18 protein-coding genes are annotated in these 26,340 nt (G+C 71.1%); 2 read left to right on the top strand and 16 right to left on the bottom strand.

Features of this window, described 5'->3' with window-relative positions; translation table 11 throughout:
* Positions 1-85: 85 nt before the first annotated feature.
* The gene (locus AMK26_RS02170) at positions 86-1,453 is read left to right on the top strand and encodes a glycosyltransferase (protein ID WP_073751247.1); all 1,368 of its coding nucleotides are present in this window, start codon (positions 86-88) and stop codon (positions 1,451-1,453) included.
* On the top strand, positions 1,450-3,582 hold the full coding sequence (locus tag AMK26_RS02165; RefSeq protein ID WP_073751245.1) for a glycosyltransferase family 1 protein: 2,133 nt from the start codon (positions 1,450-1,452) through the stop codon (positions 3,580-3,582). The genes AMK26_RS02170 and AMK26_RS02165 overlap by 4 nt, the downstream gene beginning before the upstream one ends.
* Positions 3,583-3,642: 60 nt before the next feature.
* Here the strand turns inward: AMK26_RS02165 and galE are convergent, their stop codons facing one another.
* From galE to AMK26_RS02085, 16 genes are all read right to left on the bottom strand, one after another.
* A complete protein-coding gene (gene galE / locus AMK26_RS02160) occupies positions 3,643-4,611 on the bottom strand; it encodes a UDP-glucose 4-epimerase GalE (protein ID WP_073751243.1) in 969 nt (322 codons plus the stop codon).
* Positions 4,612-4,694: 83 nt separating this feature from the next.
* Positions 4,695-5,978, bottom strand: a complete 1,284-nt coding sequence (locus tag AMK26_RS02155) for a nucleotide sugar dehydrogenase (protein ID WP_073751241.1) — start codon at positions 5,976-5,978, stop codon at positions 4,695-4,697.
* Positions 5,975-7,603, bottom strand: a complete 1,629-nt coding sequence (locus AMK26_RS02150) for a glycosyltransferase family 2 protein (RefSeq protein ID WP_073751239.1) — start codon at positions 7,601-7,603, stop codon at positions 5,975-5,977. The genes AMK26_RS02155 and AMK26_RS02150 overlap by 4 nt, the downstream gene beginning before the upstream one ends.
* Entirely contained in the window at positions 7,600-8,613 is a 1,014-nt protein-coding gene (locus AMK26_RS02145; protein WP_073751237.1) for a Gfo/Idh/MocA family protein, read from the bottom strand. The genes AMK26_RS02150 and AMK26_RS02145 overlap by 4 nt, the downstream gene beginning before the upstream one ends.
* Complete coding sequence (locus AMK26_RS02140) at positions 8,610-9,731, bottom strand: DegT/DnrJ/EryC1/StrS family aminotransferase (RefSeq protein ID WP_073751235.1); 1,122 nt, start codon at positions 9,729-9,731, stop codon at positions 8,610-8,612. The genes AMK26_RS02145 and AMK26_RS02140 overlap by 4 nt, the downstream gene beginning before the upstream one ends.
* A 407-nt stretch (positions 9,732-10,138) precedes the next feature.
* A complete protein-coding gene (locus AMK26_RS02135) occupies positions 10,139-14,293 on the bottom strand; it encodes an Rne/Rng family ribonuclease (RefSeq protein WP_073751233.1) in 4,155 nt (1,384 codons plus the stop codon).
* A 182-nt stretch (positions 14,294-14,475) separates the two neighbouring features.
* On the bottom strand, positions 14,476-15,258 hold the full coding sequence (locus AMK26_RS02130; protein ID WP_073751231.1) for a TIGR03936 family radical SAM-associated protein: 783 nt from the start codon (positions 15,256-15,258) through the stop codon (positions 14,476-14,478).
* Positions 15,259-15,547: 289 nt separating this feature from the next.
* Positions 15,548-15,979: a PIN domain nuclease gene (locus AMK26_RS02125; RefSeq protein WP_079277407.1), complete on the bottom strand. Its 432-nt coding sequence runs from the start codon at positions 15,977-15,979 to the stop codon at positions 15,548-15,550.
* Positions 15,949-16,197, bottom strand: coding sequence for a type II toxin-antitoxin system VapB family antitoxin (locus AMK26_RS02120; RefSeq protein ID WP_073751229.1), 249 nt, complete (start codon positions 16,195-16,197; stop codon positions 15,949-15,951). The genes AMK26_RS02125 and AMK26_RS02120 overlap by 31 nt, the downstream gene beginning before the upstream one ends.
* 154 nt (positions 16,198-16,351) lie before the next feature.
* Positions 16,352-18,274: a TIGR03960 family B12-binding radical SAM protein gene (locus AMK26_RS02115; protein WP_073751227.1), complete on the bottom strand. Its 1,923-nt coding sequence runs from the start codon at positions 18,272-18,274 to the stop codon at positions 16,352-16,354.
* 121 nt (positions 18,275-18,395) lie between these two features.
* A complete protein-coding gene (locus tag AMK26_RS02110) occupies positions 18,396-19,901 on the bottom strand; it encodes a CYTH and CHAD domain-containing protein (RefSeq protein WP_073752948.1) in 1,506 nt (501 codons plus the stop codon).
* A 32-nt stretch (positions 19,902-19,933) separates the two neighbouring features.
* Entirely contained in the window at positions 19,934-21,133 is a 1,200-nt protein-coding gene (gene rodA / locus AMK26_RS02105) for a rod shape-determining protein RodA (protein ID WP_073751225.1), read from the bottom strand.
* Between the two features lie 6 nt (positions 21,134-21,139).
* Entirely contained in the window at positions 21,140-23,329 is a 2,190-nt protein-coding gene (mrdA, locus tag AMK26_RS02100; protein WP_073751223.1) for a penicillin-binding protein 2, read from the bottom strand.
* A 19-nt stretch (positions 23,330-23,348) separates the two neighbouring features.
* The gene (gene mreD / locus AMK26_RS02095; RefSeq protein ID WP_073751221.1) at positions 23,349-24,014 is read right to left on the bottom strand and encodes a rod shape-determining protein MreD; all 666 of its coding nucleotides are present in this window, start codon (positions 24,012-24,014) and stop codon (positions 23,349-23,351) included.
* A gap of 4 nt (positions 24,015-24,018) precedes the next feature.
* Positions 24,019-24,978, bottom strand: coding sequence for a rod shape-determining protein MreC (gene mreC / locus AMK26_RS02090; protein WP_073751219.1), 960 nt, complete (start codon positions 24,976-24,978; stop codon positions 24,019-24,021).
* Positions 24,979-25,098: 120 nt separating this feature from the next.
* Positions 25,099-26,118: a rod shape-determining protein gene (locus tag AMK26_RS02085; protein ID WP_073751217.1), complete on the bottom strand. Its 1,020-nt coding sequence runs from the start codon at positions 26,116-26,118 to the stop codon at positions 25,099-25,101.
* Positions 26,119-26,340: the final 222 nt, after the last annotated feature.

The raw sequence follows: 26,340 nt of genomic DNA, 5'->3' as shown, positions 1-26,340 counted from the left end.
ATCCGTACATGTCACCGTGCTAGCGTCACCGGTTATGTCAGCGTCTCCCAGGTCCGGGCTGCCCGCGGCAGGCAAGCGGCCCCATGTGATCTACCTCGCCATCGGTTTCCCGCCCGCGGCCAAGAGCTGCGCGTACCGCATGCGCGAGACCGCGAACCAGTTCATCAACCAGGGCTGGGACGTCACCGTCGTCACCATCGCGCAGGAGTCGTGGGAAAGGGACTCCGGCGTCGACCTCACCCTTCTGGAGCAGGTCGACCCGAAGATCAGGATCGTCGAACTGCCGTTGGTGCGCGAGGACCTGGAGACGGACATCCGTCTGTACAGCGAGGAGCGCGCACTCAACCCGAACGGATGGGTGACGCGGCTGCGCCGTCGCCAGATGGAGCCGTTCCCCGAGCCCAACTTCGGTGAGTGGCGCGAGGATCTGGAGCAGGCCGTGCTCCGTATCCACGGCGAGCACCCGGCCGACCTGCTGCTCGCCAGCTGCGTCCCCTACGTCAACCTCGCCGCGGCGTGGAAGCTGTGGGAGGAGGCGAAGGTCCCGTACGCGGTGGACTTCCGCGACGGCTGGTCCATCGACGTCATCGACGGCGTTGAGGCGTTCTCCCGCGACTCCGCCGAGGGCCGCTGGGAGCAGAAGATCCTCGACAACGCGCTGTCCCTGTGGGTCGTCAACGACCCTATCGCGGAGCACTACCGCACCCGCTACCCCGACTTCGCCGACCGCGTCCACGTCGTGCGCAACGGCTACGACGCCGACAGCTCGCCCGGCAAGGCGCACCGCGCCAACCCCGAGGCGGGGCTCGCCTTCGGCTACCTCGGCACCGTCAACTTCACGGTCCCGCACCTGGAGACCGTGCTCAACGCCTGGCGCGCCGCCCGCGCGAAGGAGCCGCTGCTGGCCAACGCCACCTTCGAGGTGCGCGGCCACATCGGCAACGGCTCCGGCCGCGAGGCCAACCGGCACGCCGAGGTCCTCAAGCAGGCCGAGGTCGACGGCGTACGCTTCGGCGGCCCCGCCGCCAAGGCCGAGGTGGCGTCCATCTACGCCCGCTGGGACGCGATGGTCCTCATCCTCATCGGCGGCCGTTACGTCACCTCCGGCAAGGTGTACGAGTACATGGCGACCGGCCTGCCGATCGTCTCGGCGCACGTCGTCGAGCACGACGCCTCCAACGTGCTGCGCGGCCACCCGCTGTGGACGGGTGCCGTCGGCATCGACGAGGAGGGCCTGACCGAGTCGTTCATCAAGGCCGCGCACATGGCGGTGGAGACGAGCGACGAGGTCCACGCCGAAGCCATGGCGCACGCCGACCAGTTCACCCGCGAGGCGCTGATGACCTCCGCCGTGAAGCAGCTGATCGACGACTACGCCGCGCTCAGGCCGGACAGCACGGACGCGGCTTCCCTCGCCGAGAACCAGATCGCCGCCGGAGGACCGTCCCTGTGACCAACGTCCTGTTCATCGCCAGCGTCCGGCCCCAGCTGGGCGTGTTCGCCGACTCGGTGCGCAAGTTCCGCGCCGCGGGCGCGAAGACGTTCCTCGCCGGTACGTTCCACCTCGAGCCGGTCGCCGAGGAACTCGCCGCCATGGAGCTGGACGGCACGCACCAGCTCCCGCGCAACCTCAACGTCCGCAGCGCGGCGCTGCGCCGCAAGGCCCGTATGGCGCCGGGCGGCATGAAGGTGTGGATGCAGGCCCAGCGGGACAGCCGGCTGCGCAGGCAGGCCCGCACGGCGGACATCCTGGTGGCGCTCGACGCGGGCGCCGTCTACACGGTGTGGCGCCTCGCGCAGTACTACCGGATCGAGGAGGCCCACTTCGGCCTGGCGCCGGCGCTGAAGGCCGTCGACCGGGTCAAGGAGAAGGGCTCCACCGGCGGCCGGGGCGTCCTGCCGCCGCTGGACGTCGTCAAGCAGAACGTACGCCGCTCCGTGGACGGCCTGCCGGCCGCCGTCATGCGGCGCGCCACCGCCCGCCCGGTGATGCGCTCCACGGTGGGTGCCCGGATGTGGCGTACGGCCGTCACGGCGCCCGGCGTGCCGCCCAAGGTGCGCATCGCGACGTCCCGGTACGTGGCCGAGGGCATGCAGTGGGCGGGCCGCACCAGTGGCGCCGCCCTGGCGCTCGCCGCCGCCGCGTCGAAGATCTCCGACCTGGGGCTCAAGGCGCAGCTGCTGGACGAGGCCGTGATGAAGGAGCTCGGCAAGGGGCTGAACCCGCGCGACCTCGACAAGGCGGTCGCCGCCCAGCTGGCGCACGCCGACGCCCAGTTCGCGGACGGCAACCACGAGAAGGCGTCCTTCGCGCTGGACCGTGCGCTGTTCCTGGGCTTCCACCGGGTGCTGCACATCGACCAGCTGTCCTCCCCGCTGGCCAAGGACGCGCAGGGCTTCGTCAAGCCGCTGTACCGCTCCAAGGTCATGGACGTGCTCAGCCGCCCGCAGGGGCGGAAGACCCCGGCCGCGCCGGCGCCCAAGGACCGGCCGCTGCGGCTGCTGGTCACCACCAGCGCCAACGACAACTTCCTGCACCACATCCTGGACCGGTACGGCAACCACGAGGGCGTGGAGCTGCGCTACCTGGACCTGGCGGCGCAGAAGGCGCTCAAGCGGATCGCGTGGGCGGGCCGCCGGGTGCTGGAGGACCGCCTGGCCGGCGGCACCAGCAGCTACCAGGAGGAAGTCGAGCGGCTGATGCGGCCGTACCTGGACTGGGCGGACACCGTCTTCCTGGACTGGTCGGTCGGCCCGGCGGCGATGCTGACGACGATCGACCCGGGCGACACCCGGATCGTCGTACGCCTGCACAGCTACGAGGCGTTCACGCGCTGGCCGCACATGACGGACTTCTCGCGGATCGACGACCTGGTCTACGTCGCCCCGCACGTCAAGGACCTCGTCGAGTCGCTGGTGCCGATGCTGCGCGGTGACAGCGCGCCGCGTGCTCACCTCATCGACAACGCCATGGACCTGTCGGGCTTCGCCCGCCCGAAGCCGGCGGAGGCCCGCTTCAACCTGGGCCTGGTGGGCATCAGCCAGGTCGCCAAGGACCCGATGTGGGCCGTGGACGTGCTGCGGCGGGTGCGGGAGCAGGACGAGCGCTACCGGCTGCTGCTGGTGGGCGGCGACATGAACCCGAAGACCAGCCGGGCGACCCGCGACTACCGGCGCCAGTTCGAGAAGGAGATCGCCCCGCTCGTCGAGGAAGGTGTCGTGCTGCGGCTCGGCCCGACCGACGACGTGCCGTCGGCGCTCACCGACATCGGTGTGATCCTGTCCTCGTCGGTGCGTGAGGGCTGCCACGTGGGCCTGATGGAGGGCGCGGCGAGCGCCGCCGTCCCCGTCGCCCGTGACTGGCCGTTCTACGCGGGCAAGCCGAACAGCGCCCGCACGCTGTACCCGGAGGGCTGGGTCGTCGGCTCCACGGAGGAGGCCGCTCAGCGGATCCTGGAGACGACGGCGAGCGAGGAGGCGTGGCAGAACGCCGGGAAGCTGGCGTCGGAGTACGCGCTGTCGGCGTGGGACTGGCCGGTCGTGAGCAAGGCCTTCGACAAGCTGTTCCTCGAAGACCGCTAGGCGGTACGACGGAAGGGCCCCGGGAGCGATCCCGGGGCCCTTCTTTCGTACGTACGGTGCTTACGGGTGGCGCAGCTGCCAGCCCGCCCACGCGGACTCGACCATCTCCCGCACGCCGTACCGCGCGCTCCAGCCCAGCTCCTCGGCGATGCGGTCGGCGGAGGCCACCACCCGGGCCGGGTCGCCGGGGCGGCGGTCGGTGACGAGCGGCTCGATGTCGGTGCGGCCGGTGACGTCCTGGATGATGCCGACCATCTCGGTGACGGAGACGCCCTCGCCGCGCCCGATGTTCAGGACCAGCGAGGCGTCCGGGTCGGCGGCCAGCCGGCGGGCGGCGGCGACGTGCGCGGAGGCGATGTCCTCGACGTGGATGTAGTCGCGGATGCAGGTGCCGTCGGGCGTCGGGTAGTCGTCGCCGAAGATCCGCGGCTGCTCGCCGGCCGTGAGGCGTTCGAAGACCATCGGTACGAGGTTGAAGACACCGTCGTCGCCCAGTTCGGGCGTGGCGGCACCCGCCACGTTGAAGTACCGCAGCGACGCGGTCGCCATGCCGTACGTCCGGCCCGTGGCCGTGACCAGCCACTCGCCGGCCAGCTTGGTCTCGCCGTACGGGTTGATGGGCGCGCACGGGGTGGCCTCGGTGACCAGGTCCACGTCGGGCATGCCGTACACGGCGGCCGACGACGAGAACAGGAACCGGGTCACCCCGGCCTCCACGGCGCCCTCCAGGAGCGTACGGAGGCCCTCGACGTTCTCGCGGTAGTAGTGCAGCGGCTTGGCGACCGACTCGGCGACCTGCTTCTTGCCCGCGATGTGCACGATGCCGGTGACGGCGTGCTCACGCAGGACGCGGTCGACGACGTCACGGTCCAGGACGGTGCCGACCTCCAGGGGGACGCCGTCGGGGAGCCGCTCGGCGCGGCCCGTGCTCAGGTCGTCGAGGACGACGATCCGCTCGCCGCCCTCGGCCATCGCCTTCACGACGTGGGAGCCGATGAATCCGGCGCCGCCAGTAATCAACCAGGTCATGGGGAAACCTTCTGCGCGTCGGCCCCGCCCCGCGGGTGTGCGGGGCAGGGCCACGGTCGGGTCGTGCGGTGCTGCGGGGGTGCTCAGCCGCCGATGACGACGCGGCGGACGCCCTCCCAGCGGGCCGGGTCCGTGGTGCGGCGGCCGTCGACCAGGACGGTGACGTCCGGCAGGTCGGAGGCGGCCAGCTCGCGGTACTCGGCGTGGTCGGCCTGGAGGATCGCGGCGGTGACCTTCTCGCCCTGGTGGGGGGTGAGGCCGTGCGCGGCGAGCTCCTCGGCCGTGTACATCGGGTCGGAGACGTACGGGACGGCGCCCCGGGCCTTGAGGGCCTCGACGGTGCCGAAGACGCCGGAGAACGCGGTCTCCTTGACGCCACCGCGGTAGGCGGCGCCGAGCACGAGCACGTTCACGTCCTTGAGGTCGCCGTAGGCGGCGGCCAGCAGGTCGACGGCGTACTCGGGCATCGCGGCGTTGGCCTCGCGGGCCGAACGCACGACGGTCGCCTCCGGGTCGTTCCACAGGTACATCCGCGGGTAGATCGGGATGCAGTGGCCGCCGACGGCGATGCCCGGCTGGTGGATGTGGCTGTAGGGCTGGGAGTTGCAGGCCTCGATGACCTTCAGGACGTCGATGCCCTGCTTGTCGGCGAACCGGGCGAACTGGTTGGCCAGACCGATGTTGACGTCGCGGTACGTGGTCTCGGCGAGCTTGGCCAGCTCGGAGGCCTCGGCGGTGCCCAGGTCCCACACGCCGTTGGCGCGCGGCAGGTCGTCACGCTCGTCGAAGTCGAGGACCTGCTCGTAGAACTCGACGCCGTGCTTGGCCGACGCCTCGTCGATGCCGCCGACGAGCTTGGGGTAGCGGCGCAGGTCGGCGAAGACGCGGCCGGTGAGGACGCGCTCCGGGGAGAAGACCAGGTGGAAGTCCTCGCCCGCCTTCAGGCCGGAGCCCTCCTCCAGCATCGGCGCCCAGCGGGTGCGGGTGGTGCCGACCGGAAGGGTGGTCTCGTAGGAGACGAGGGTGCCCGGCTTGAGGCCCTTGGCGATGGCCTTCGTCGCGGAGTCCATCCAGCCGAAGTCGGGGGTGCCCTCGGCGTCCACGAACAGCGGGACGACGACCACGACGGCCTCGGACTGGGCGACGGCGGCCGCGGTGTCGGTGGTCGCGGACAGCAGACCGGCGTCGACGGTCTGCTTCAGCAGCCGGTCCAGGTCGTGCTCGCCGGGGAAGGGCTCGGTGCCGGCGTTGACCAGCTCGACGACCTTCTCGTTGACGTCGGCGCCGATGACCTTGTGGCCCTTGGCGGCGAACTGCACGGCGAGCGGCAGGCCGATCTTGCCGAGCGCGACTACACAGATATTCATCGGGTCAGTTTCCTCTTCACACGGGACATCAGTTGACGCAGTCGCTTGCCCACGCCGCGCGAGGGCTCCCAGAGCGGAGCCGTGGTGATCACCAGCCGCCCCTTGGGGTTGGCGTTGGCGGAGATCCGGTACGGGATCACCTCGCGCCAGCGCCGCGCCAGGGGCAGCGGCACGCCACGGACCGGCACGGGAATCTCGTACGTCGAGCCTGCCACGTCGGCGTACACACGCACACCGAGCTTGGCGCTCTTGGCTTTGACCGGAATACGGGCGGTGAGCAGGGTGCCCTCCCCGTCCTCGGTCGGCTTGCGGGTGAACTCCCCCACCGCCGCGGGCAGTTCGTGTCCTGCGGGGAGCCTGCGGGCGCCGGGCTTGTCGGCGCTCTTGGGCATGGCCTTGGTGGCGAGCCTCACGACGGCGGAGCCGGTCTCGCCGGTCAGCCCGAGCCGTACCGTCAGGTCGACGGCCATGTCGTCGCCGTTCTGGTCCCACTCGGCCGCGACCAGTGACGTGACCTCGGCCAGCCGGCCGGGGACGGCCTCGCCGATCACCTCGTACACCCGGTCGGGCAGCCCCACGGCCGGGTCGCGGAAGCCGGGGTAGCGGACGAACGCCCGCCCGTCCTCCAGCAGCAGCGGCGGCGAGCCGTGCGCGGCCTCGTCCTCGATGGCCCGTACGAGTTCCTCGACGGCACCCCGCTGGGCGAGCGCAATCCGCACCCGCCGCTTGACGTCCATCGCGTCGCGCAGCGCCTCGGTGAAGTACTCGTCCGCCAGCTTCGCGATGCCCGCGCACACCTCGGTCCGGGTGGCCGCGTCGAGCGCGGGGAAGTCGTCCTGGATGAGCTTGGCGAGCTCCCAGGTGAAGTGGCGCTTGAGGACCGCGTCACGCTGCGGGCCCGCCTCGATCAGCGAGGCCGCGAAGTGCATGATCCGCTCGGTGCAGCGCAGCCGGGACAGGTGGTTGGCCCGGTAGGTGATGTTGCTGGCGTCACCGCGCTTGACCGCGTAGTAGTACGTGTAGTCCGCGAGGACCGAGATCTTCGCGGCCCGTACGCACGCCTCCAGGGTGAACGGCTGGTCGGAGCCGACCGGCAGGTCCTCGGGGAAGCGCAAGCAGTACTTCTCCACCAGCTCGCGGCGGAAGAGCTTGGTGTTGGCCAGCGTGAACGGCAGCGCCGAGTCGTACAGCGAGATGTCCGGGTCGCTCTTCTTGAACAGCGCCTGGTGGACGTAACGGCCGTTGGTGCCCACCATCTTGCCGACGACGACGTCGGAGCCGTGCTTGTCGGCACAGGCCACCATGCGCTCCAGGGCCTCTTTGCCCAGGTAGTCGTCGGAGCCGATGAAGTAGACGTAACGACCGGTGGCCAGCTCCAGGGCCCGGTTGCTCGGAGCAGCCGGGCCACCGGAGTTGGCCTGATGGATCACCTTGACAGTGTTCGGGTACTTCTCCGCGAAGCGGTCCAGTTCCCGGCCACTGTCGTCGGTCGAGCCGTCGTCGACGGCCACGACCTCGAGCCGGTCCAGCCCGATGCTCTGCCCCACCAGCGAGTTCAGACACTCGGTGAGGTACGGCATCGTGTTGTACACGGCTACCACGACGGTGACATCGGGTGTGGTCAACTGGCCACGTCCTCCGGGGTGAGCCGCACGGTGACACCGCGGTCGGCGGAGTCGATGACGGCCGCGGCCACCTCCACCGTACGCAGACCCTGGCGCAGCGTGCAGATGTCGTCGGACTTGCCGAGGACCGCGTCCCGGAACAGCTCGTGCTCGACGAGGAGCGGCTCGCGCTTGGGGATGGCGTAACGGATCATGTCGCCCTCGGAGACACCGCGGAAGGCGCGCAGCGCCTCCCACTCGGTGGCGACGGCGGCGTTGGAGTAGAACGTGAGGTCGGCGGTGAGGGTGTCGGCGATGAAGCAGCCCTTCTCGCCGGTGACCGACGTGAAGCGTTCCTTCAGCGGGCTCAGCCAGTTGACCAGGTGGTTGACCATCGTGCCGTCGGAGAGCTGGCCGACGGCGGAGACCATGTCCTCGTGCGGGCGGCCCGACTTGGACACCGTGTGCGCGGCGATCGACGTGTACTGCTGGCCGGTGACCCAGCCCGTCAGGTCGATGTCGTGGGTGGCGAGGTCCTTGACCACGCCGACGTCCGCGATGCGGTGCGGGAAGGGGCCCTGACGGCGGGTGACGACCTGGTACACGTCGCCCAGCTCGCCGGCCTCCAGGCGGGAGCGGAGGCTGCGCAGCGCCGGGTTGCACCGCTCGATGTGACCGACACCGGCGACCAGGCCGCCCGTCTCGAACGCCTCGACGAGGCGGCGGGCGCCGTCGACGGTGTCGGCGACCGGCTTCTCGATCAGCGCGTGGACGCCGGCGCCGGCCAGCTTCAGGCCGACTTCCTCGTGCAGCGCGGTCGGGCAGGCGACGACGGCGTAGTCGATGCCCAGCGAGATCAGTTCCTCGACGGTGGACAGGACGGGTGCGCCCTGCGCCCAGCCGTTCTTGTCGCCCATCGGGTCGACGACGCCGACGAGGCTCACACCGTCCAGCCCGGCCAGTACGCGGGCGTGGTGGCGTCCCATCGAGCCGAGGCCGATCAGGCCGGCCCGCAGTCCAGCAGCAGTCACAGGTTCTCTCCCAGCGCGTTCACGGCGGTGACGATGCGCTCAAGGTCGTTCTGGGTCAGCGAGGGGTGCACGGGCAGCGAGACGACCTCGGCGGCGGCCTTCTCCGTCTCGGGCAGGTCCCAGTTGCGGCCCGCCTTCTGGTCCGGCTCCCAGTACGGCTTCAGCCGGTGGATCGGGGTCGGGTAGTAGACGGCGTTGCCGACGCCCGCCTCGGTGAGCTTCGCCATGGCGGCGTCACGGTCACCGCCCTGCACCCGGATCGTGTACTGGTGGTAGATGTGGCGCGCGCCCTCGGCGACGATCGGCGTCACGATGCCCGGCGCGGTGATGTGCTCGCTCAGGTACGCGGCGTTGGCGATGCGCGTCTCGGTCCAGCCGTGCAGCTTGGACAGCTGTACGCGGCCGACGGCGGCGGCGACATCGGTCATGCGCATGTTGGCGCCGACGATCTCGTTGGCGTACCGCTGCTCCATGCCCTGGTTGCGCAGCAGGCGCAGGGTGCGGGCGGTCTCGGCGTCCGCGGTGGAGATCATGCCGCCCTCGAGGGAGTGCATGTTCTTCGTCGGGTAGAAGCTGAACGTGCCGCCGGAGCCGAAGGCGCCGACCGGGGTGCCGTTGAGGGCCGCGGCGTGCGCCTGGCAGGCGTCCTCGACGACCGCGAGCTTGTGCTTGTCGGCGATGGCCATGATCTTGTCCATGGCGGCCGGGTTGCCGTAGATGTGCACCGGCATGATCGCGGCGGTACGCGGAGTGATGGCGGCCTCGACGGCGGCCGGGTCGATGTTGAAGCTGTCGGCCTCGATGTCGACGAAGACGACGTCGGCGCCGACGAGGCGGACCGCGTTCGCCGAGGCGGCGAACGAGAAGGACGGGACGATCACCTCGTCACCCGGGCCGATGTTCAGCGCCATCAGAAGGAGGTGCAGCGCCGACGTACCGGAGTTGACGGCGACGCAGTGGCGGCCGTCGACCAGCTCGGAGAATCCCTCCTCGAAGGCGGCCACTTCGGGGCCCTGTACGACGCGGCCCGTGCGCAGTACGCGTACCGCGGCCTCGATCTCTTCTTCACCGATGACCGGGCGGGCAGCGGGGATGGGCTGCTCGTTGATGCTCGGCATGGACGTCCTCCTTGAACACCGCAAGAGCTCTTTGTGGCAGAGGTCTGAAGGGTGTTGCGGAGGCTAACAAGGCCGCGCTTACCCCTCCGGCGCGATGCCGACGCCCTACCGAGGAATGCTGGGACCGGTCTGTCCCGGAACCGGGTCGGTCACCGACCGTAGTCTTCGGGCGGGGCCCGCCCACGGCAGCGACCGGCGTCACATTATCAGGAATTTCCTAGTCAATTTCGGGGCCGTTAACCGTCGGAGGCATCGATTCCGAAACGAAATCCCGGGTTCCGCCCCGGCTAATCCGGGGCGTAACGGGGAACGTTCAATCGGCGCTCACCAACTGTTCAGCAGTCAGCTTGCCATCCGTCGGCCCGGTCGCCGTGACCGCTGTCACGGCGACCGGGCTGGCCGGCTGCCTACTGCTCGGCCGCGACGGTCTTCTTCGACGCCGACTTGGCGGTCTTCGCCGCCTTTGTCGTCTTTGCCGCCGACGTGGTGGCCGCCGCCTTCTTGGCGGTCGTCTTCTTCGCCGCGGTCGTCTTCTTGGCGGCCGTCTTCTTGGTGGCCGCCTTCTTCGCCGTGGCCTTCTTGGCCGTCTTGCGAGCCGCGGCCTTCTTGACCGGCGCCTCCTCGGTCCCGGCGGCCTCCGCCTCCGGGGCCTCGGTCGCCGGTGATTCGGTCGCCGGGGCCTCGGTCGCCGGTGATTCGGTCGCCGGGGCCTCTTCGGGCTTGGGCTCCACCGGGGAGCCGCTGCTCACGACGATGACCGCGGCTTCCGCCGCGCCCGCGGGGGAGGCAGCGGGAGCGGTGACCTTGCGGACCACCCGGCGGCGCGCACGCGGCGGGGCGGCCACGGGGGCCTCCGCGGCGACCGGCTGGACCGGCTCGGGCTGAACCGGCTCCGCCTGGACGGCCTCGGGCTGCGGCTCCGGTTCCCTGACGGGCTCCGGCTGGACCGGCTCCGGCTCGGCCGGAACGGTCACGGGCGCGGGCGCCGCCTCCTCGGCCTCCACCGGCTTGGGCGGACCCGCCGGGGCGGTCGCCTTGCGGGTGGCACGGCGCCGGGTGCGGCCCTTGGGGGCCTCGGGGGCGGCCGTCTCCTCGGCCGGGGCGGCGAGCGCCGGAACGGCCTGCACCTCGACGGCCTCGGGGGCCACCTCGGCGACCCCGAGGTGCGGCTCGGGCTCCACGGCCGCCTTCGGCGCACCGGCCGGAGCCGTCGCCTTGCGGGACGCCCGGCGGCGCGAACGGCCACGGCCCGCGGCCGCCTCTGCCTCCGCGACGCTGGAGTACAGCTCCTCGTCCGGACGGAACGGCTCCTCCACCGCCACCGGGGCGGCGACCTCCGCCGCCACCTCGGCCTCGGTCTCGACCTCGGCCTCGGCCTCCTCGGCCTCCGCCTCGATGCCGGCCGTCTCCAGCTCCGCCTCCGCCTCGGCGGCGCGGGCGCGCTTCTTGGCGCGCTTGCCACCGTTGCCGCCGCCACCCGCGGTGGTCGGCTGCTCCATGTGCACGATCACGCCACGGCCGTTGCAGTGGACGCAGGTCTCGGAGAAGGACTCCAGCAGCCCCTGGCCCACCCGCTTGCGGGTCATCTGGACCAGACCCAGCGAGGTGACCTCGGCGACCTGGTGCTTCGTACGGTCCCGGCCCAGGCACTCCAGCAGGCGCCGCAGCACCAGGTCCCGGTTGGACTCCAGCACCATGTCGATGAAGTCGATGACGACGATGCCGCCCAGGTCGCGCAGCCGCAGCTGGCGCACGATCTCCTCGGCCGCCTCCAGGTTGTTCCTGGTGACGGTCTCCTCCAGGTTGCCGCCCTGGCCGGTGAACTTGCCGGTGTTGACGTCGACCACGACCATCGCCTCGGTCTTGTCGATCACCAGCGAACCGCCGGACGGCAGCCAGACCTTGCGGTCCAGCGCCTTCATCAGCTGCTCGTCGATCCGGTACGTCGCGAAGACGTCGACCTCCGACGTCCAGCGCTGGAGCCGGTCCGACAGGTCGGGCGCGACGTGCGACACGTACCCGTGGATGGTCTTCCACGCCTCGTCGCCGCTGACGATCACCTTCGAGAAGTCCTCGTTGAAGATGTCGCGGACGACCCGGACGGTCATGTCGGGCTCACCGTAGAGAAGGGTCGGAGCGTTGCCGTTCTTCGCCTTCTTCTGGATCTCCTCCCACTGCGCCTGCAGACGCTCGACGTCACGGCGCAGCTCGTCCTCGCTCGCGCCCTCGGCGGCGGTGCGCACGATGACGCCCGCGTCCTCGGGGACGATCTTCTTGAGGATGGTCTTCAGCCGGGCGCGCTCGGTGTCGGGCAGCTTGCGGCTGATACCGGTCATCGAGCCCTCGGGCACGTACACCAGGTAGCGGCCGGGCAGCGAGACCTGGCTGGTGAGGCGGGCGCCCTTGTGGCCGATCGGGTCCTTCGTCACCTGGACGAGGACGGACTGGCCGGACTTGAGCGCGGTCTCGATACGGCGCGGCCCGTTGGCCATGCCGAGCGCCTCGAAGTTGACCTCACCGGCGTACAGGACGGCGTTGCGGCCCTTGCCGATGTCGACGAACGCGGCCTCCATGGACGGCAGCACGTTCTGGACCTTGCCCAGGTAGACGTTGCCGACGTAGCTGGTGGCCTGCTCCTTGTTGACGTAGTGCTCGACGAGCACGTTGTCCTCGAGGACGCCGATCTGGGTGCGCTCGCCGCTCTGGCGGACGACCATCACGCGCTCGACCGCCTCGCGGCGGGCCAGGAACTCGGCCTCGGTGATGATCGGGACGCGTCGGCGGCCCTGCTCGCGGCCCTCGCGGCGGCGCTGCTTCTTCGCCTCCAGACGGGTCGAGCCCTTGATGGACTGCACCTCGTCGGACGGCTCGGCCTTCTCACGGGCCGGGCGCGGCTCGCGGACCTTGACGACCGTACGGACGCCGTCCTCCTCGGCGGCGGCCTCCGGCTCGACGCCCGCGTCACCGCTGCGGCGGCGACGGCGACGGCGGCGGCGCGAGCTGCTGGTACCGGCGGCGGACGGGGTGCCGGCCTCGTGCTCCTCTGCCTCCTCGTCCTGCTCCTCTTCCTCCGCCTCCTGCTCGGCGGCCTCCTCCTCGGCGTGGGCGGCCTCCTCCTCGGCCTCCTCGGCCTCGGTGGCCTCACCACGGCGGCGACGGCGGCCACCGCGACGGCGGCGGCGCGACGGACGGTCACCGAACTCGTCGGTCTCCTCGCCCTCGGCGGCCTCCGCCTCGGCCTCGGGCTCCTCCTCCTCGGCCTCGGCCTCGGGCTCCGGTGCGGCGCGCACCGGCTCGGCCTCGACGACCGGCTCGGCGGGCTCGCCACGGCGACGGCGGCGGCGACGGCCACCGGTCTCGGGCTGCTCGGCGACCTCGGCGGGCGCCGGGGCGGCGACGGCCTCGGTGACCTCCGGGGCCTCCTCCTGCTCGGCTGCCTCGGCGGCGGCCGCCGCGGCGGCGGTCTCCGGGGTCTGGAACATCGGCTCCGTGAAGACCGGCGCCTGGAAGACCGGCACGGCGGGCCGCGCGGCACGGCGGCCACGGGACTGCTCGGGCTTCTTCACCGGCTCGGCGGTGAACTGCGGGGAGGTGGCGCGGCGCCGCGTACGGCCACGCGAGGCGGCCTCCTCGGCGGCGGCGACCTCGGCCCCGGCCTCGTCGGAGGAGATCTGCGCGACGGTGTCGGCCGGCAGGCTCTCGCCCGCCTCGGCGACGTCCGCCTCGTCCTCGGCCTGGGCCTGCGGCTGGGCCTCCGCCTGGGCCTGCGGCTGCGGCGCGCCGGCGGGCGCGGTCGCCTTGCGGGTGGCGCGGCGGCGGGTACGGCGCGGGGCGCCCTCGGGCTCCTCCGTCGGCTCCTCGGTGACCGGCGCCTCGGCGGCCGGGGCCTCCACAGCCTGCGGCTCCTCGGCGACCTGCGGGGCACCCGCCGGAGCGGTCGCCTTACGGGTGGCACGGCGGCGCGGACGCGCCGGAGCCGCCTCGGGCTCCTCCGCGACCGGCGCCTCGGCGGCCTGCGCCTCCACAGCCTGCGGCTCCTCGGCGACCTGCGGGGCACCCGCCGGAGCGGTCGCCTTACGGGTGGCACGGCGGCGCGGACGCGCCGGAGCCGCCTCGGGCTCCTCCGCGACCGGCGCCTCGGCGGCCTGCGGCTCCTCGGTGACCGGCGCCTCGGCGGTGGCCTTACGGGTGGCGCGGCGGCGCGCGGGGGCGGCCGGGGCTTCGGCGGCCCCGGGCTCCTCGACGGAGACCTCCGCGGCCTCGGGCGCGCCCGCCGGAGCGGTCGCCTTGCGGGTCGCGCGGCGGCGCTGGCGCGCCGGAGCGGGCTCGGGGGCGTCCGCCGGCGCCTCGGCGAGGGAGGCGACGTCGGCCACCTCGGCGGCGGGCGTCTCGACGACGACCTCGACCACCTCGGCGGCCTCGCCGGCGGCGGCGGTGACCGGCGGGCCCGCCGGTCGGGACGCGGCCCGGCGACGGCGGCGCGGCGGCAGCGTGTCGCTGGGCGAGTTGTTCTCTTCGTTGTGGTTACCGGCGGTGGTGCCGGTTTCGTTCGGCTCGAGCATGCGGGCGGTTCTCCCGTCACGCTCCCGGGCGCCGCGTCTGGCGCGGCGCCGCACGGGAGCTGAATGTCTGGCTCGCCGGTTCCCTACGCGTTGTACGTACGGCCTGGCGAAAGTCTCCTGTGGGTGTACGCGGCCCGACCCAGGTGGCTCCCGAGTGCCAGGGCTGCGCTACAACGACCGCCCTACGCGGAACCCGCACCTGTCGGCTCCGGGGCGGCGGCGAGTCCGGCGGCCTTTTGTGGGGCGGCCGTGACTGCCTCGCGGTCGGGCGCGAGCGGGTCGGTCACCGTGCCGGACTCCTCGTCGAAGAGCCCCTGCGCCAGCCTGGTCACCGCTGCGGGGACCGGCGGCGCCAGGTCGGCCACAGCTCGGAGACCGGACAGGACGTCGTCGGGTCGTACGGCAGGTGTCACGTGCCGAACAACCAGCCGCAGTATCGCACAGGGGCCCTGCCCGGGCCTATCAGCCGGGGCGGGACCGGCCTCCAGGCCCGCCACGGCGACCCGTGCGTCGAAGGTGCGCATCCCGTTCTTCGTCTTGCGCCGCACCTCGACGGCGTCGGCGGCGAGGAAGGCGGCGACGGCGCGCTCGGCGTCCGCCACCTCCACGCCCTCCAGCCGCAGCTCCCAGACGGAGGCGGTCAGCCGGTCGGCGAGACCCGGTGTGCGGGCCTCGACGGCGTCGGTGATGTCGAGCCCGTCCGGCAGCGACTCGTCGAGCAGCTCGCGCAGCTTGTGCGGGTCACGCGGCTCGGTGAGCGCGATCTCCAGGTACTCGGCCTCGGAGCCCGTGCCGGTGGGTGCGGCATTGGCGTACGAGACCTTGGGGTGCGGCGTGAAGCCCGCCGAGTACGCCATGGGCACCTCGGCGCGCCGCAGCGCACGCTCGAACGCGCGCTGGAAGTCGCGGTGGCTGGTGAACCGGAGGCGGCCGCGCTTGGTGTAGCGCAGGCGGATGCGCTGCACTGCCGGTGCGGGCGGCGGGCCTTCGGGCTGTCGCTTGCCCAGTGGTTCTTCTCCTCGGTGCGGGGCGGGCGCGGTGGCGCTCCGCCCACGAAAATACGGGCGGCTCCCGGGGGTCCCGCCCGGCTCACCCCCGCTTTCGCGGGGAGATCTCGGGTGCGGGCGCCACGCCAGGTGCAGTCGTTGTACTACCCAGACTACGCGCCGGAGCCCGTACCGGTTCCCGAGGCCACCTCACCTGGCCCGCCCGCGTAGCTCGCGACCAGCGCGCGGGCGGGCCGGGGTGAGGGTGTCAGTGGATGGAGCCAGGCTCCGCGAGCCACTGTGTGTTCAGCCCGATGTGCTCGCCGATGGTCTCGAAGTCACGGTCGTAGTGCAGCACCGTGAGTCGGTTGCTCATGGCGGTGTGGGCGACGAGCAGGTCCACGACACCCGCGGAGCGCCCGCATCCCGCCTCCGCCAGGGTCTCCTGCAAGTCCAGAATCGCCGACCAGGCGTCATCCGGGATGGCACACCACGTGTAGAGCTCCCCGAAGGCCGTGCGCATCTCGTGGTAGTGAGCGGCCGACTTCGCGGAGTACAGCGCTTCCGCCTCGGTGGCCGCGCACATGCCGATCCGCCCGGCACTGAGTGCGGACCGCCACATCGCGAGTGGTTCCGGACGCATGATCCGGTGCGCCGCCGACGTATCGATCAGGAAGCCGGCACCTCGGATGTCCCCCACGTCTTGCGCACCTCCTCCTTGAACCCCGGCTCACGGCCCTTGTCGAAGGCGCCTTCTTCGTCCAGCTTGATGAGCTTCTCGATGGCCCGCTCGCGCCGGACGCGTGCCCCTATTTCTTCGAGAGCCGCGTTGACCGTGTCCTTCTTGGTTTTGGTGCCAAGAGCCTCGGCAGCGAGCGCCAGGGCTTCCTCGTTGATGTCGATCACGGTCTTGGCCATCACATGACCTCCCTCGAAGCATCGGGTACACACCCGAGAACGCCTCAAGGATATCCAAGGCGAGGACGAACAGAAACCTGCCACTTTCCCTTGAACATACAAGCCCCTCACCGATCCCGGTGAGGGGCTTGTGGACAGAACAGTGGGCCGACCGTCACTTCACGACGGTCAGTGGCAGCAGCTTCTTGCCGGTCGGGCCGATCTGGATGTGGGTGTCCATCTGCGGGCAGACGCCGCAGTCGAAGCACGGCGTCCAGCGGCAGTCCTCGACCTCGGTCTCGTCGAGCGCGTCCTGCCAGTCCTCCCAGAGCCAGTCCTTGTCGAGACCGGAGTCCAGGTGGTCCCAGGGCAGGACCTCCTCGTACGTACGCTCGCGGGTGGTGTACCAGTCGACGTCCACGCCGAACTCGGGCAGCGTCTTCTCCGCGCACGCCATCCAGCGGTCGTAACTGAAGTGCTCACGCCAGCCGTCGAAGCGGCCGCCGTCCTCGTAGACGGCGCGGATGACGGCGCCCACGCGGCGGTCGCCGCGCGAGAGGAGGCCCTCGACGATGCCGGGCTTGCCGTCGTGGTAGCGGAAGCCGATGGAGCGGCCGTACTTCTTGTCGCCGCGGATCTTGTCGCGGAGCTTCTCCAGGCGGGCGTCGGTCTCCTCGGCGGAGAGCTGCGGGGCCCACTGGAAGGGGGTGTGCGGCTTGGGTACGAAGCCGCCGATGGAGACGGTGCAGCGGATGTCGTTCTGCCCGGACACCTTGCGGCCCTCGGCGATGACGTTGGCCGCCATGTCGGCGATCTGGAGGACGTCGTCGTCGGTCTCGGTCGGCAGGCCGCACATGAAGTACAGCTTCACCTGGCGCCAGCCGTTGCCGTACGCCGTGGAGACCGTACGGATCAGGTCCTCCTCCGAGACCATCTTGTTGATGACCTTGCGCATGCGCTCGGAGCCGCCCTCGGGGGCGAAGGTGAGGCCGGACCGACGGCCGTTCCTGGTCAGCTCGTTGGCGAGGTCGACGTTGAAGGCGTCCACCCGGGTGGAGGGCAGGGAGAGGCCGATCTTGTCGTCCTCGTACCGGTCCGCCAGGCCCTTGGCGATGTCGCCGATCTCGGAGTGGTCGGCGGAGGAGAGGGAGAGGAGGCCGACCTCCTCGAAGCCGGTGGCCTTGAGGCCCTTCTCCACCATGTCGCCGATGCCGGTGATGCTTCGCTCCCGCACGGGGCGCGTGATCATGCCGGCCTGGCAGAAGCGGCAGCCGCGGGTGCAGCCGCGGAAGATCTCGACGGACATCCGCTCGTGGACGGTCTCGGCGAGCGGGACGAGCGGCTGCTTGGGGTAGGGCCACTCGTCGAGGTCCATGACGGTGTGCTTGGACACGCGCCACGGGACGCCCGACTTGTTCGGTACGACGCGGGCGATGCGGCCGTCGGGGAGGTACTCGACGTCGTAGAAGGCCGGGATGTAGACGGAGCCGGTCCTGGCGAGGCGGAAGAGGACCTCCTCGCGCCCGCCGGGGCGGCCCTCCGCCTTCCAGGCGCGGATGATCTCGGTCATGTCGAGCACGGCCTGCTCGCCGTCACCGATGATCGCGGCGTCGATGAAGTCGGCGATCGGCTCGGGGTTGAAGGCCGCGTGGCCGCCCGCGAGCACGATCGGGTCGTCGAGCGTGCGGTCCGCCGCGTTCAGCGGGATGCCCGCCAGGTCGAGCGCCGCGAGCATGTTGGTGTAGCCCAGCTCGGTGGAGAAGCTCAGCCCGAAGACGTCGAAGGCCTTCACGGGCCGGTGGCTGTCCACGGTGAACTGCGGCACGCCGTGCTCGCGCATCAGCGCTTCCAGGTCGGGCCACACACTGTACGTGCGCTCCGCGAGCACACCCTCGCGCTCGTTGAGTACCTCGTACAGGATCATGACGCCCTGGTTGGGCAGCCCCACCTCGTAGGCGTCGGGGTACATCAGCGCCCAGCGGACGTCGCAGGACTCCCAGGGCTTGACCGTGGAGTTCAGCTCACCGCCGACGTACTGAATGGGCTTCTGCACGTGCGGGAGCAGAGCTTCGAGCTGTGGGAAGACCGACTCGGACATCTCGAACCTTCGTGAGCTGGCAGGGGGCGACTCTCAAGCGTAACGCGATTGCGAGTCGCCTCAGCACGGCGATCGAAGGGCCCCCGCGGCAGCGGGGGTCTTCGAGCGGGCACTCGTGCGGTCACACCCCCAGCTTCCCCGGCCGGGAGGCCCTCGCCCACACCTCCGGCAGCTCCCGCTCGCGCTCGGCCGCCCGCGCCTCCTCCTGGCCGTACAGCAGGCCCCAGGTGAAGGCGGTCTCCCCTGCCGCGTGGGCCTTGATGGCGAGGTCCCGGAGGGTGTCGCGGGCGACGACGCTGTCCTGGTGGTCGCCGAGGACCTTCTGCACGGCCTTGACCCGCTTGACGAACCGCTTCGCGGGCTTGCCGAGCACGGGCGCGGCGGCCTCGGCGGCGTACCGGGCGCGTTTGGCGGCCTTGCGGGCCTCGTGCATGGCCACGTCACGGTCGTGGCCGGCGGGCAGGGCGAGCGCGCGGTCGATGCGGGCGGCGAGCCGCTCGTGGTCCTTCAGGATCGCCCGGGGCAGCACGGCGGTGGCGTCCTTCCCGGCGGCGGGGCGCAGCGGCGGGTCGGCGAGCAGGGCGTCGAGGGAGTCCAGGATGGCGGTGTAGCGCTCGCTGTCGAGGACGGCGAGGGTGCGGCCGCGTGATCCGGCGCGGCCGGCGCCGGCCCAGGCGCGGAGGCGGCCGCGGACCGGGCCGAGGAGCAGCGTGACGGGCAGGGCGTCGATGCGGGCGGTGAGCCGCTCGGCGAGGACCTCCTGGTCGCGGTCGACGCCGAGTTCGCGGGCCAGCCACTTCAGCTCGTCGGCGACCGGGCCGGTGGCGGCCGGGTCCAGGATCTTCTTGTACGTGCGGAAGGCGCTGCGCAGGCGGCGGGTGGCGACGCGCATCCGGTGGACGGAGTCGGGCAGGTCACGGCGTACGGCCGCGTCGTAGGTGACCAGCTCGCCGGCCTGTTCGCGCAGGTGGGCGAGGATGCGGGCGCCGACGGTGCCGTCCGGCTCCGGGGGCCCCGCCGGCCGCCATCCGGTGTCGGTGAGCGCCTTGGCCAGCTTGGACGCCGAACCGGAGGGCTTCAGGCCCTTCTTGCGCAGCCGTTTGTGCACGGCGTCGAGGAACGCGGGATCGCCGCCGTCGGCGAGCTCCACCTCGATCTCGGTCCACTCGACGGTGCCGCCGTCCCCGCCCGCGAGGCGCTCCGCGCGGACCGTGTCGGTGCTCGCCTCGGCGAGCAGGGCGCCCTTGGCGTCGACGAGGTGGCGTACGTCGCGGTGGGAGCGGAGCCGTACCAGGGGGACGAGCGCGGCGCCCCGGGTCCTGGCGTGGACCAGTGCCGCCAGCGAGCGCGGCACGTCGTCCTCCAGCGGGGCGCGGATCTCGTCGCGTGTCCCGGGCGCGACGGGCAGCTTCAGGTGCCAGCCGGCGTCGTCGCCTCCGGTGCGGCGGCGCAGCGTGATGGACGCGGCGGCCAGGCGGAGGTCCTCGGTGTCGTAGTAGACGGCGTCCAGCTCGGCGACGCCCTTGTCGACGACGGCCGCGACGCCCCGTAGGCCGGTGAGATCCGGGAGGCGGGTCTCGGGGCCGGCTTCGTACTTCCGCTCGATCTCGCGCTTCGTGTCCGCCATCATTCGCTTCCGGATACCCCGTGGTACCCGGTCTATGCGGCCAGTGGCCGTTGCACTCTGATCGACTGGAGCAGTCCGATCGCCACCCAGACCGCGAACATCGACGATCCTCCGTACGACACGAACGGCAGCGGCAGACCCGCGACGGGCATGATGCCGAGCGTCATGCCGATGTTCTCGAAGGACTGGAACGCGAACCAGGCGATGATCCCGGCGGCGACGATCGTGCCGTACAGCTCGGTCGTTTCGCGGGCGATCCGGCAGGCGCGCCACAGCACGACGCCGAGCAGCGCGATGATCGTGGCCCCGCCGATGAAGCCGAGTTCCTCGCCGGCGACGGTGAAGATGAAGTCGGTCTGCTGCTCGGGGACGAACTGCCCGGTGGTCTGGTGGCCGTTGAACAGCCCCGCCCCGTACAGCCCGCCGGAACCGATGGCGATGCGCGCCTGGTTGGTGTTGTAGCCGGCGCCCGCCGGGTCCAGTTCGGGGTTGGCGAAGGCGGCGAACCGGTTGATCTGGTACTGGTCGAGCACGCCGAGCGCGGCGACGGCCACCGCGCCGATGATGCCCGCGCCGATGAGCCCGAAGATCCACCGGTTGGAGGCGCCGGAGGCGAGCAGCACGCCCAGCACGATGACGACCATGACCATCACCGAGCCGAGGTCGGGCATCAGCATGACGATGACCATCGGTACGACGGCGATGACGAGGGACTTGGCGACCGTGCGGTGGTCGGGGTGGACCTGGTCGCCGGCGTCGACCTTGGCGGCCAGCAGCATCGCCATGCCCAGGATGATCGTGATCTTCACGAACTCGGAGGGCTGGAGCGAGAACCCGCCGCCGATCACGATCCACGCGTGCGCGCCGTTGATGGTCGCGCCGAGCGGGGTGAGGACGAGCAGGACGAGCACCACCGACAGTCCGTACAGCACCGGCACCGCGCCGCGCAGGGTGCGGTGGCCGAGCCAGATGGTGCCGACCATCAGGGCGATGCCGATGCCGGTGTTGAGGACGTGACGGAAGAGGAAGTAGTACGGGTCGCCCTGGTTGAGCTCGGTGCGGTTGCGGGTGGCGGACCACACCAGGAGCGAGCCGAGGAAGGACAGCGCGATCGAGGAGAACAGCAGCGGCCAGTCGAGCCGGCGCACCATCGAGTCGCGGGCGGTGAGCCTGGCCCAGGCGCCGCGGTCGGGCGCGTAGCGGGAGACGGAGAAGTTGTTGGTTCCGGCCATCGTGGGTCAGTCCCTCCAGACCGGGGGCGGACCCGCGAGCTGCTGCTCCCCGTCGCCCTGCTGGGCCGGGTCGACCTTCTGGGAGTCGGGGTCGTACGGCTTGACGACCGGCGCGTCGATGGTGCCGTCCGGCTGGATCTTGGGCAGCTCCTTCTGCGGCTGGGGCAGCAGGGCACGCTTGAGGTCCTGGTTGCCCGCGTCGTCGAGGCCGTAGAGGGCGTCGTAGATGTTGCGTACGGCGGGGCCCGAGGCGCCGGAGCCCGTACCGCCCTGGGAGATCGTCATGACGATCGTGTACTCGTCGGTGTAGGTCGCGAACCACGAGGTGGTCTGCTTGCCGTAGACCTGGGCGGTGCCGGTCTTGGCCCGCATCGGGATCTTGTCCTGCGGCCAGCCGCCGAACCGCCAGGCGGCGGTGCCGCCGGGCTCGACGACGGAGCGCAGGCCCTTGTCGAGGTCCCGAATGGTCTCGGCGTCGACCGGCAGCCTGCCGTGGGGCCTGGGCTTGATCTCCTCGATCCGCTTGCCGTCGGGGCTGATCACGGCCTTGCCGATGGTGGGCTTGTAGAGGGTGCCGCCGTTGCTGATGGCGGCGTAGGCGGTGGCCAGCTGGACGGGGGTGATGAGGACGTCACCCTGGCCGATGGCGAAGTTGATGCTGTCGAAGGCCTTCAGCTGGTTGCCTTCGAGGCAGCTCTCGTAGGCGATCTGCTCGACGTAGCTGCCGCCCTTCTTGCCCTGCTTGCACCAGGAGTCCTTGTTGGCCTCCCAGAAGGACTGCTTCCAGTGGCGGTCGGGGATGCGGCCCTTGACCTCGTTGGGCAGGTCGATGCCGGTCTCGGAGCCGAACCCGAAGTCGTGCGCGGTCCGGTAGAACCAGTCGTTGGCGTTCTTCTTCGGCTTGAGGCCGCCGTCGCGCTGCCACTCCTCGTGGCCGAGGCGGTAGAAGACGGTGTTGCAGGAGAACTTCAGGGCGTCGCCGAGGGAGATGGGGCCGTGCCCCTTGGACTCGAAGTTCGCGAAGCTCCGGCCGCCGAGGCTGTAGGAGCTGCTGCAGTTGTAGCGGCCGTCGAAGGGGTTGCCGGCCCGCACGGCCGCGCTCGCCGACACCACCTTGAACACGGAGCCGGCCGGTGCCTGGCCCTGGATGGCCCGGTTGAGCAGCGGGTAGTTGGACTTCTTGTCGGTGAGCTGGGCGTATTCCTTGCCGGAGATGCCGCCGATCCAGACGTTGGGGTCGTAGTCGGGCTGGGAGGCCATCGCGACGACACGGCCGGTCTTGGACTCCATGACGACGACGGCGCCCGCGTCCGCCTTGTACGGGCGGCCGGTGATCTTGTCGGTCTCCTTCCGGACGGTCTTCATCGCCTGGTGGAGCTCGTACTCGGCGACCGCCTGCACGCGCGCGTCGATGGACGTGACGACGTTGGAGCCGGGCCTGCCCGGGTCGCTCTCCGCTTCGCCGAGGACCCGGCCCAGGTTGTCGACCTCGTAGCGGGTCACCCCGGCCTTGCCGCGCAGCGCCTTGTCGTACGTACGCTCCAGGCCGGAGCGGCCGACCATGTCGGAGCGGAGGAACGGCGAGTCGCTGTCCTTGGCCTCCTCGATCTCCTCGTCGGTGACGGGCGAGAGGTAGCCGAGGACCTGGGCGGTGCGGGCGCCGCCGGGCGCGGTGTAGCGGCGTACGGCGGTGGGTTCGGCGGTGATGCCGGGGAAGTCCTCGGCGCGCTCGCGGATCTGGAGGGCCTGCTGGGTGGTGGCCTCGTCGGTGACGGGGATCGGCTGGAAGGGCGAGCCGTTCCAGCAGGGCTGGGGCGTCTCGGAGTCGCAGAGGCGGACCTTGTCCATGACGTCCTTGGGCTTCATGCCCAGGACGCCGGCCAGCCGGGTCAGGACGCCCTTGCCGTCGTCCTTCATCTTCAGCAGCTCGGTACGGGACGCGGAGACGACGAGGCGGGTCTCGTTGTCGGCGAGGGGGACGCCCCGGGCGTCGAGGATGGAGCCGCGCACGGCGGGCTGGACGACCTGCTGGACGTGGTTGTTCTTCGCCTCGTCGGTGTACTCCTTGCCCTGCCGGATCTGCAGGTACCAGAGGCGGCCGCCGAGGGTGAGGAGCAGCGAGAAGACCAGGACCTGGATGACGATGAGCCGGATCTGGACCCTGGGGGTCCGGCCGGTCTCGGGGATGTTGCTCATGACGCGGTTGCCCCCTCGGTCACAGTCGCTTGACGCCCTTGATGCGCCCGGCCCGTGCCGCCCTGTTGCGGGCGGCCTTCATGCGCAGTACGCCGCGCTGCTCGCCGATCCTGAGGCCGGTGCCGTTCGCCATGAACCCCGAGGCGACGTCGGTGCCGGCGCTCGTGGACTCGGCGAGGGGATCGTTCTCGGCGCGTCTGGCGAGGGCCATGATCAGCGGGACGGTGAACGGCGCGAGGAGCAGGTCGTAGATCACGGCGGTGATCAGCAGGGAGACCAGGCCGACGTGGCGGGCGGCGGTGTCGCCGACGAGGGCGCCGACACCCGCGTACAGCAGGGTCGAGCCGACGGCCGCGACGACCACCATGACCATGGGCCCGGTGGCGGAGCGCAGCTGGCCGTTCTCCGGCTTGGCGAGGCCGACGAGGTAGCCGATGACGCACAGGACCAGGGCGTACCGCCCGGCGGCGTGGTCGGCGGGCGGGGCGAGGTCGGCGAGGAGGCCGGCGCCGAAGCCGATGAGGGCGCCGCTGACGTGCCCGTACACCAGGGAGAGGCCGACGACCACGAGGAGGAGGATGTCGGGGACGGCGCCGGGCAGCTGGAGCCGGGCCAGGATCGAGACCTGGACGACGAGGGCGACGACGACGAGGGTCGTGGACAGCAGGATCCGGTTGAAGCGCATGGTCTTACTCCACCCCCGGTTCGTCGGCCGGTCCGCTCGGCGGGCCGCTGGGCGCCCCGGTCGGGGACGGGGTCACCGTGACGGTGACGGTCGGCTCCGGCGTGGGCTTGGGCGGCAGGACGGTGTCGCGCGGGTCGGTGCGCGGGGCCTGGACGACGACGCCGACGATGTCGAGCTTGCTGAAGCCGACGTACGGGCGTACGAAGATGTTCCGCGTGAGGTTGCCGGTGGAGGGGTCCACGCGGATCACCTCGCCGACCGGGACGCCCGGCACGAACGGCTTGTCGGCCCGCGAGCCGAAGGTGACCAGCCGGTCGCCGGGCTTGACCTTGGCCTTGCCGTTGAGGAGCTGCACGGACAGCGGGCGGTCGCCCTGACCGGTGGCGAAGCCCAGCTCGTCGGACCTCTCCATGCGGGTGCCGACGGTGAAGTCCGGGTCGCTGGCCAGGAGCACGGTGGCGGTGCTGGGGCCGACGGTGGTGACGCGGCCGACGAGCCCGTCCCCGTTGATGACCGTCATGTCCCGCTTGATGCCGTCGTTGGAGCCGGCGTCGATGGTGACCGTCCACGAGAAGCCCTGGGCGGCTCCTATGGCGATGACCTCGGCCGCCTTGATGCCGTACTGGCCGGCGCCGGCCTTCTTCAGCAGGTTGTCGAGTTCGCGCACGCGGCTGCGGTTGCGGTCGTCGCTGCCGAGTTTCGCCTTGAGCGCGGCGTTCTCCCGCTCCAGCTGCGCGACGCGGTTGTGGCGGTCGCCCGAGTCCCGTACGGCCGCGATGGCGTTGCCGACCGGATTGACGGCGGACGCGACGCTGTTCTCCACCGGGCCGAAGACAGTGGCGGCTGCCCGTCGGGCGCCGTCGACGGGTGACTCCTCACCGCCGCGGATGTCCACCGTGATCAGCGCGAACGCGATGGCTACCAGCAGCACCAGGAGCAGCCGGCTCTCTCGTGTGTCCCTCACGTGGGGCGGCCGTGCCTTCCTCGTAGGAATGATTGTGCCGTTATACCAACCGGGTCAACCGGATCAACGATCAGCCGTACGGGTCTGGCAGCACCCGTACGGCTGACCTTTGGGGTTGTGCTATCTGCGCGGCTGGGCGTCCAGCACCTGCTGGAGCGCCTCGAACTCCTCGACGCACTTGCCGGAGCCGAGCGCCACCGAGTCCAGCGGGTCCTCGGCGATGTGGATCGGCATGCCGGTCTCCCGGCGCAGCCGCTCGTCGAGGCCGCGCAGCAGGGCGCCGCCGCCGGTGAGGACGATGCCCCGGTCCATCACGTCGCCGGACAGCTCCGGCGGGCACTTGTCGAGGGTCGTCTTCACCGCGTCGACGATCGCGTTGACCGGCTCCTCGATGGCCTTACGGACCTCGGCGGCCGAGATGACGACCGTCTTGGGCAGCCCGGAGACCAGGTCCCGGCCGCGGATCTCGGTGTGCTCGTCGGTGTCGAGGTCGTACGCCGAACCGATGGTGATCTTGATCTGTTCGGCGGTCCGCTCACCGAGGAGGAGGCTGTACTCCTTCTTGATGTGCTGGATGATCGCGTTGTCCAGCTCGTCACCAGCCACCCGGATGGACTGTGCCGTGACGATTCCGCCGAGCGAGATGACGGCGACCTCGGTGGTGCCGCCACCGATGTCGACGACCATGTTGCCGGTGGCCTCGTGGACCGGGAGGCCGGAGCCGATGGCGGCGGCCATGGGCTCCTCGATGATGTGCACCTGGCGGGCGCCCGCCTGGGTGGACGCTTCGATGACGGCGCGGCGCTCGACGCCGGTGATACCGGAAGGCACACAGACGACGACCCGCGGGCGGGCGAGGTAGCGGCGCTTGTGGATCTTGAGGATGAAGTAGCGGAGCATGCGCTCCGTGATCTCGAAGTCGGCGATCACGCCGTCCTTCAGCGGCCGGACGGCCACGATGTTGCCGGGAGTCCGGCCGATCATCTTCTTCGCTTCGGCGCCGACCGCCAGGATGCCGCCGGTGTTGGTGTTGATCGCGACGACGGACGGCTCGTTGAGGACGATGCCGCGACCCCTCACGTACACCAGCGTGTTGGCGGTCCCGAGGTCGACAGCCATGTCACGGCCGATGAACGACATTGAGTTCCCCTTGTTTCCCATGAGGATGCGTCGGGCCTTCCCAATTAGAGCGTTGACGGCTTCTCAGGTCGGCGAGGTGGGTGGTGTGGCGAGGAGATTCACATCGTAGTCCCGCCTGCGCGGACACGGCGCGGTGGCCCGCCTCTGTATGAGTGATGACGAAGTGTCGGAGCGATGCGTTCCCGATCGTGGCGTTCATATGCCGAAGGGCGACCGAAATTC

The sequence above is a fragment of the Streptomyces sp. CB03234 genome (assembly GCF_001905885.1).
GTDB lineage: Bacteria > Actinomycetota > Actinomycetes > Streptomycetales > Streptomycetaceae > Streptomyces.
Note: the sequence above shows the minus strand (reverse complement) of the source record. Positions and strands in the feature narration are given on the sequence as shown.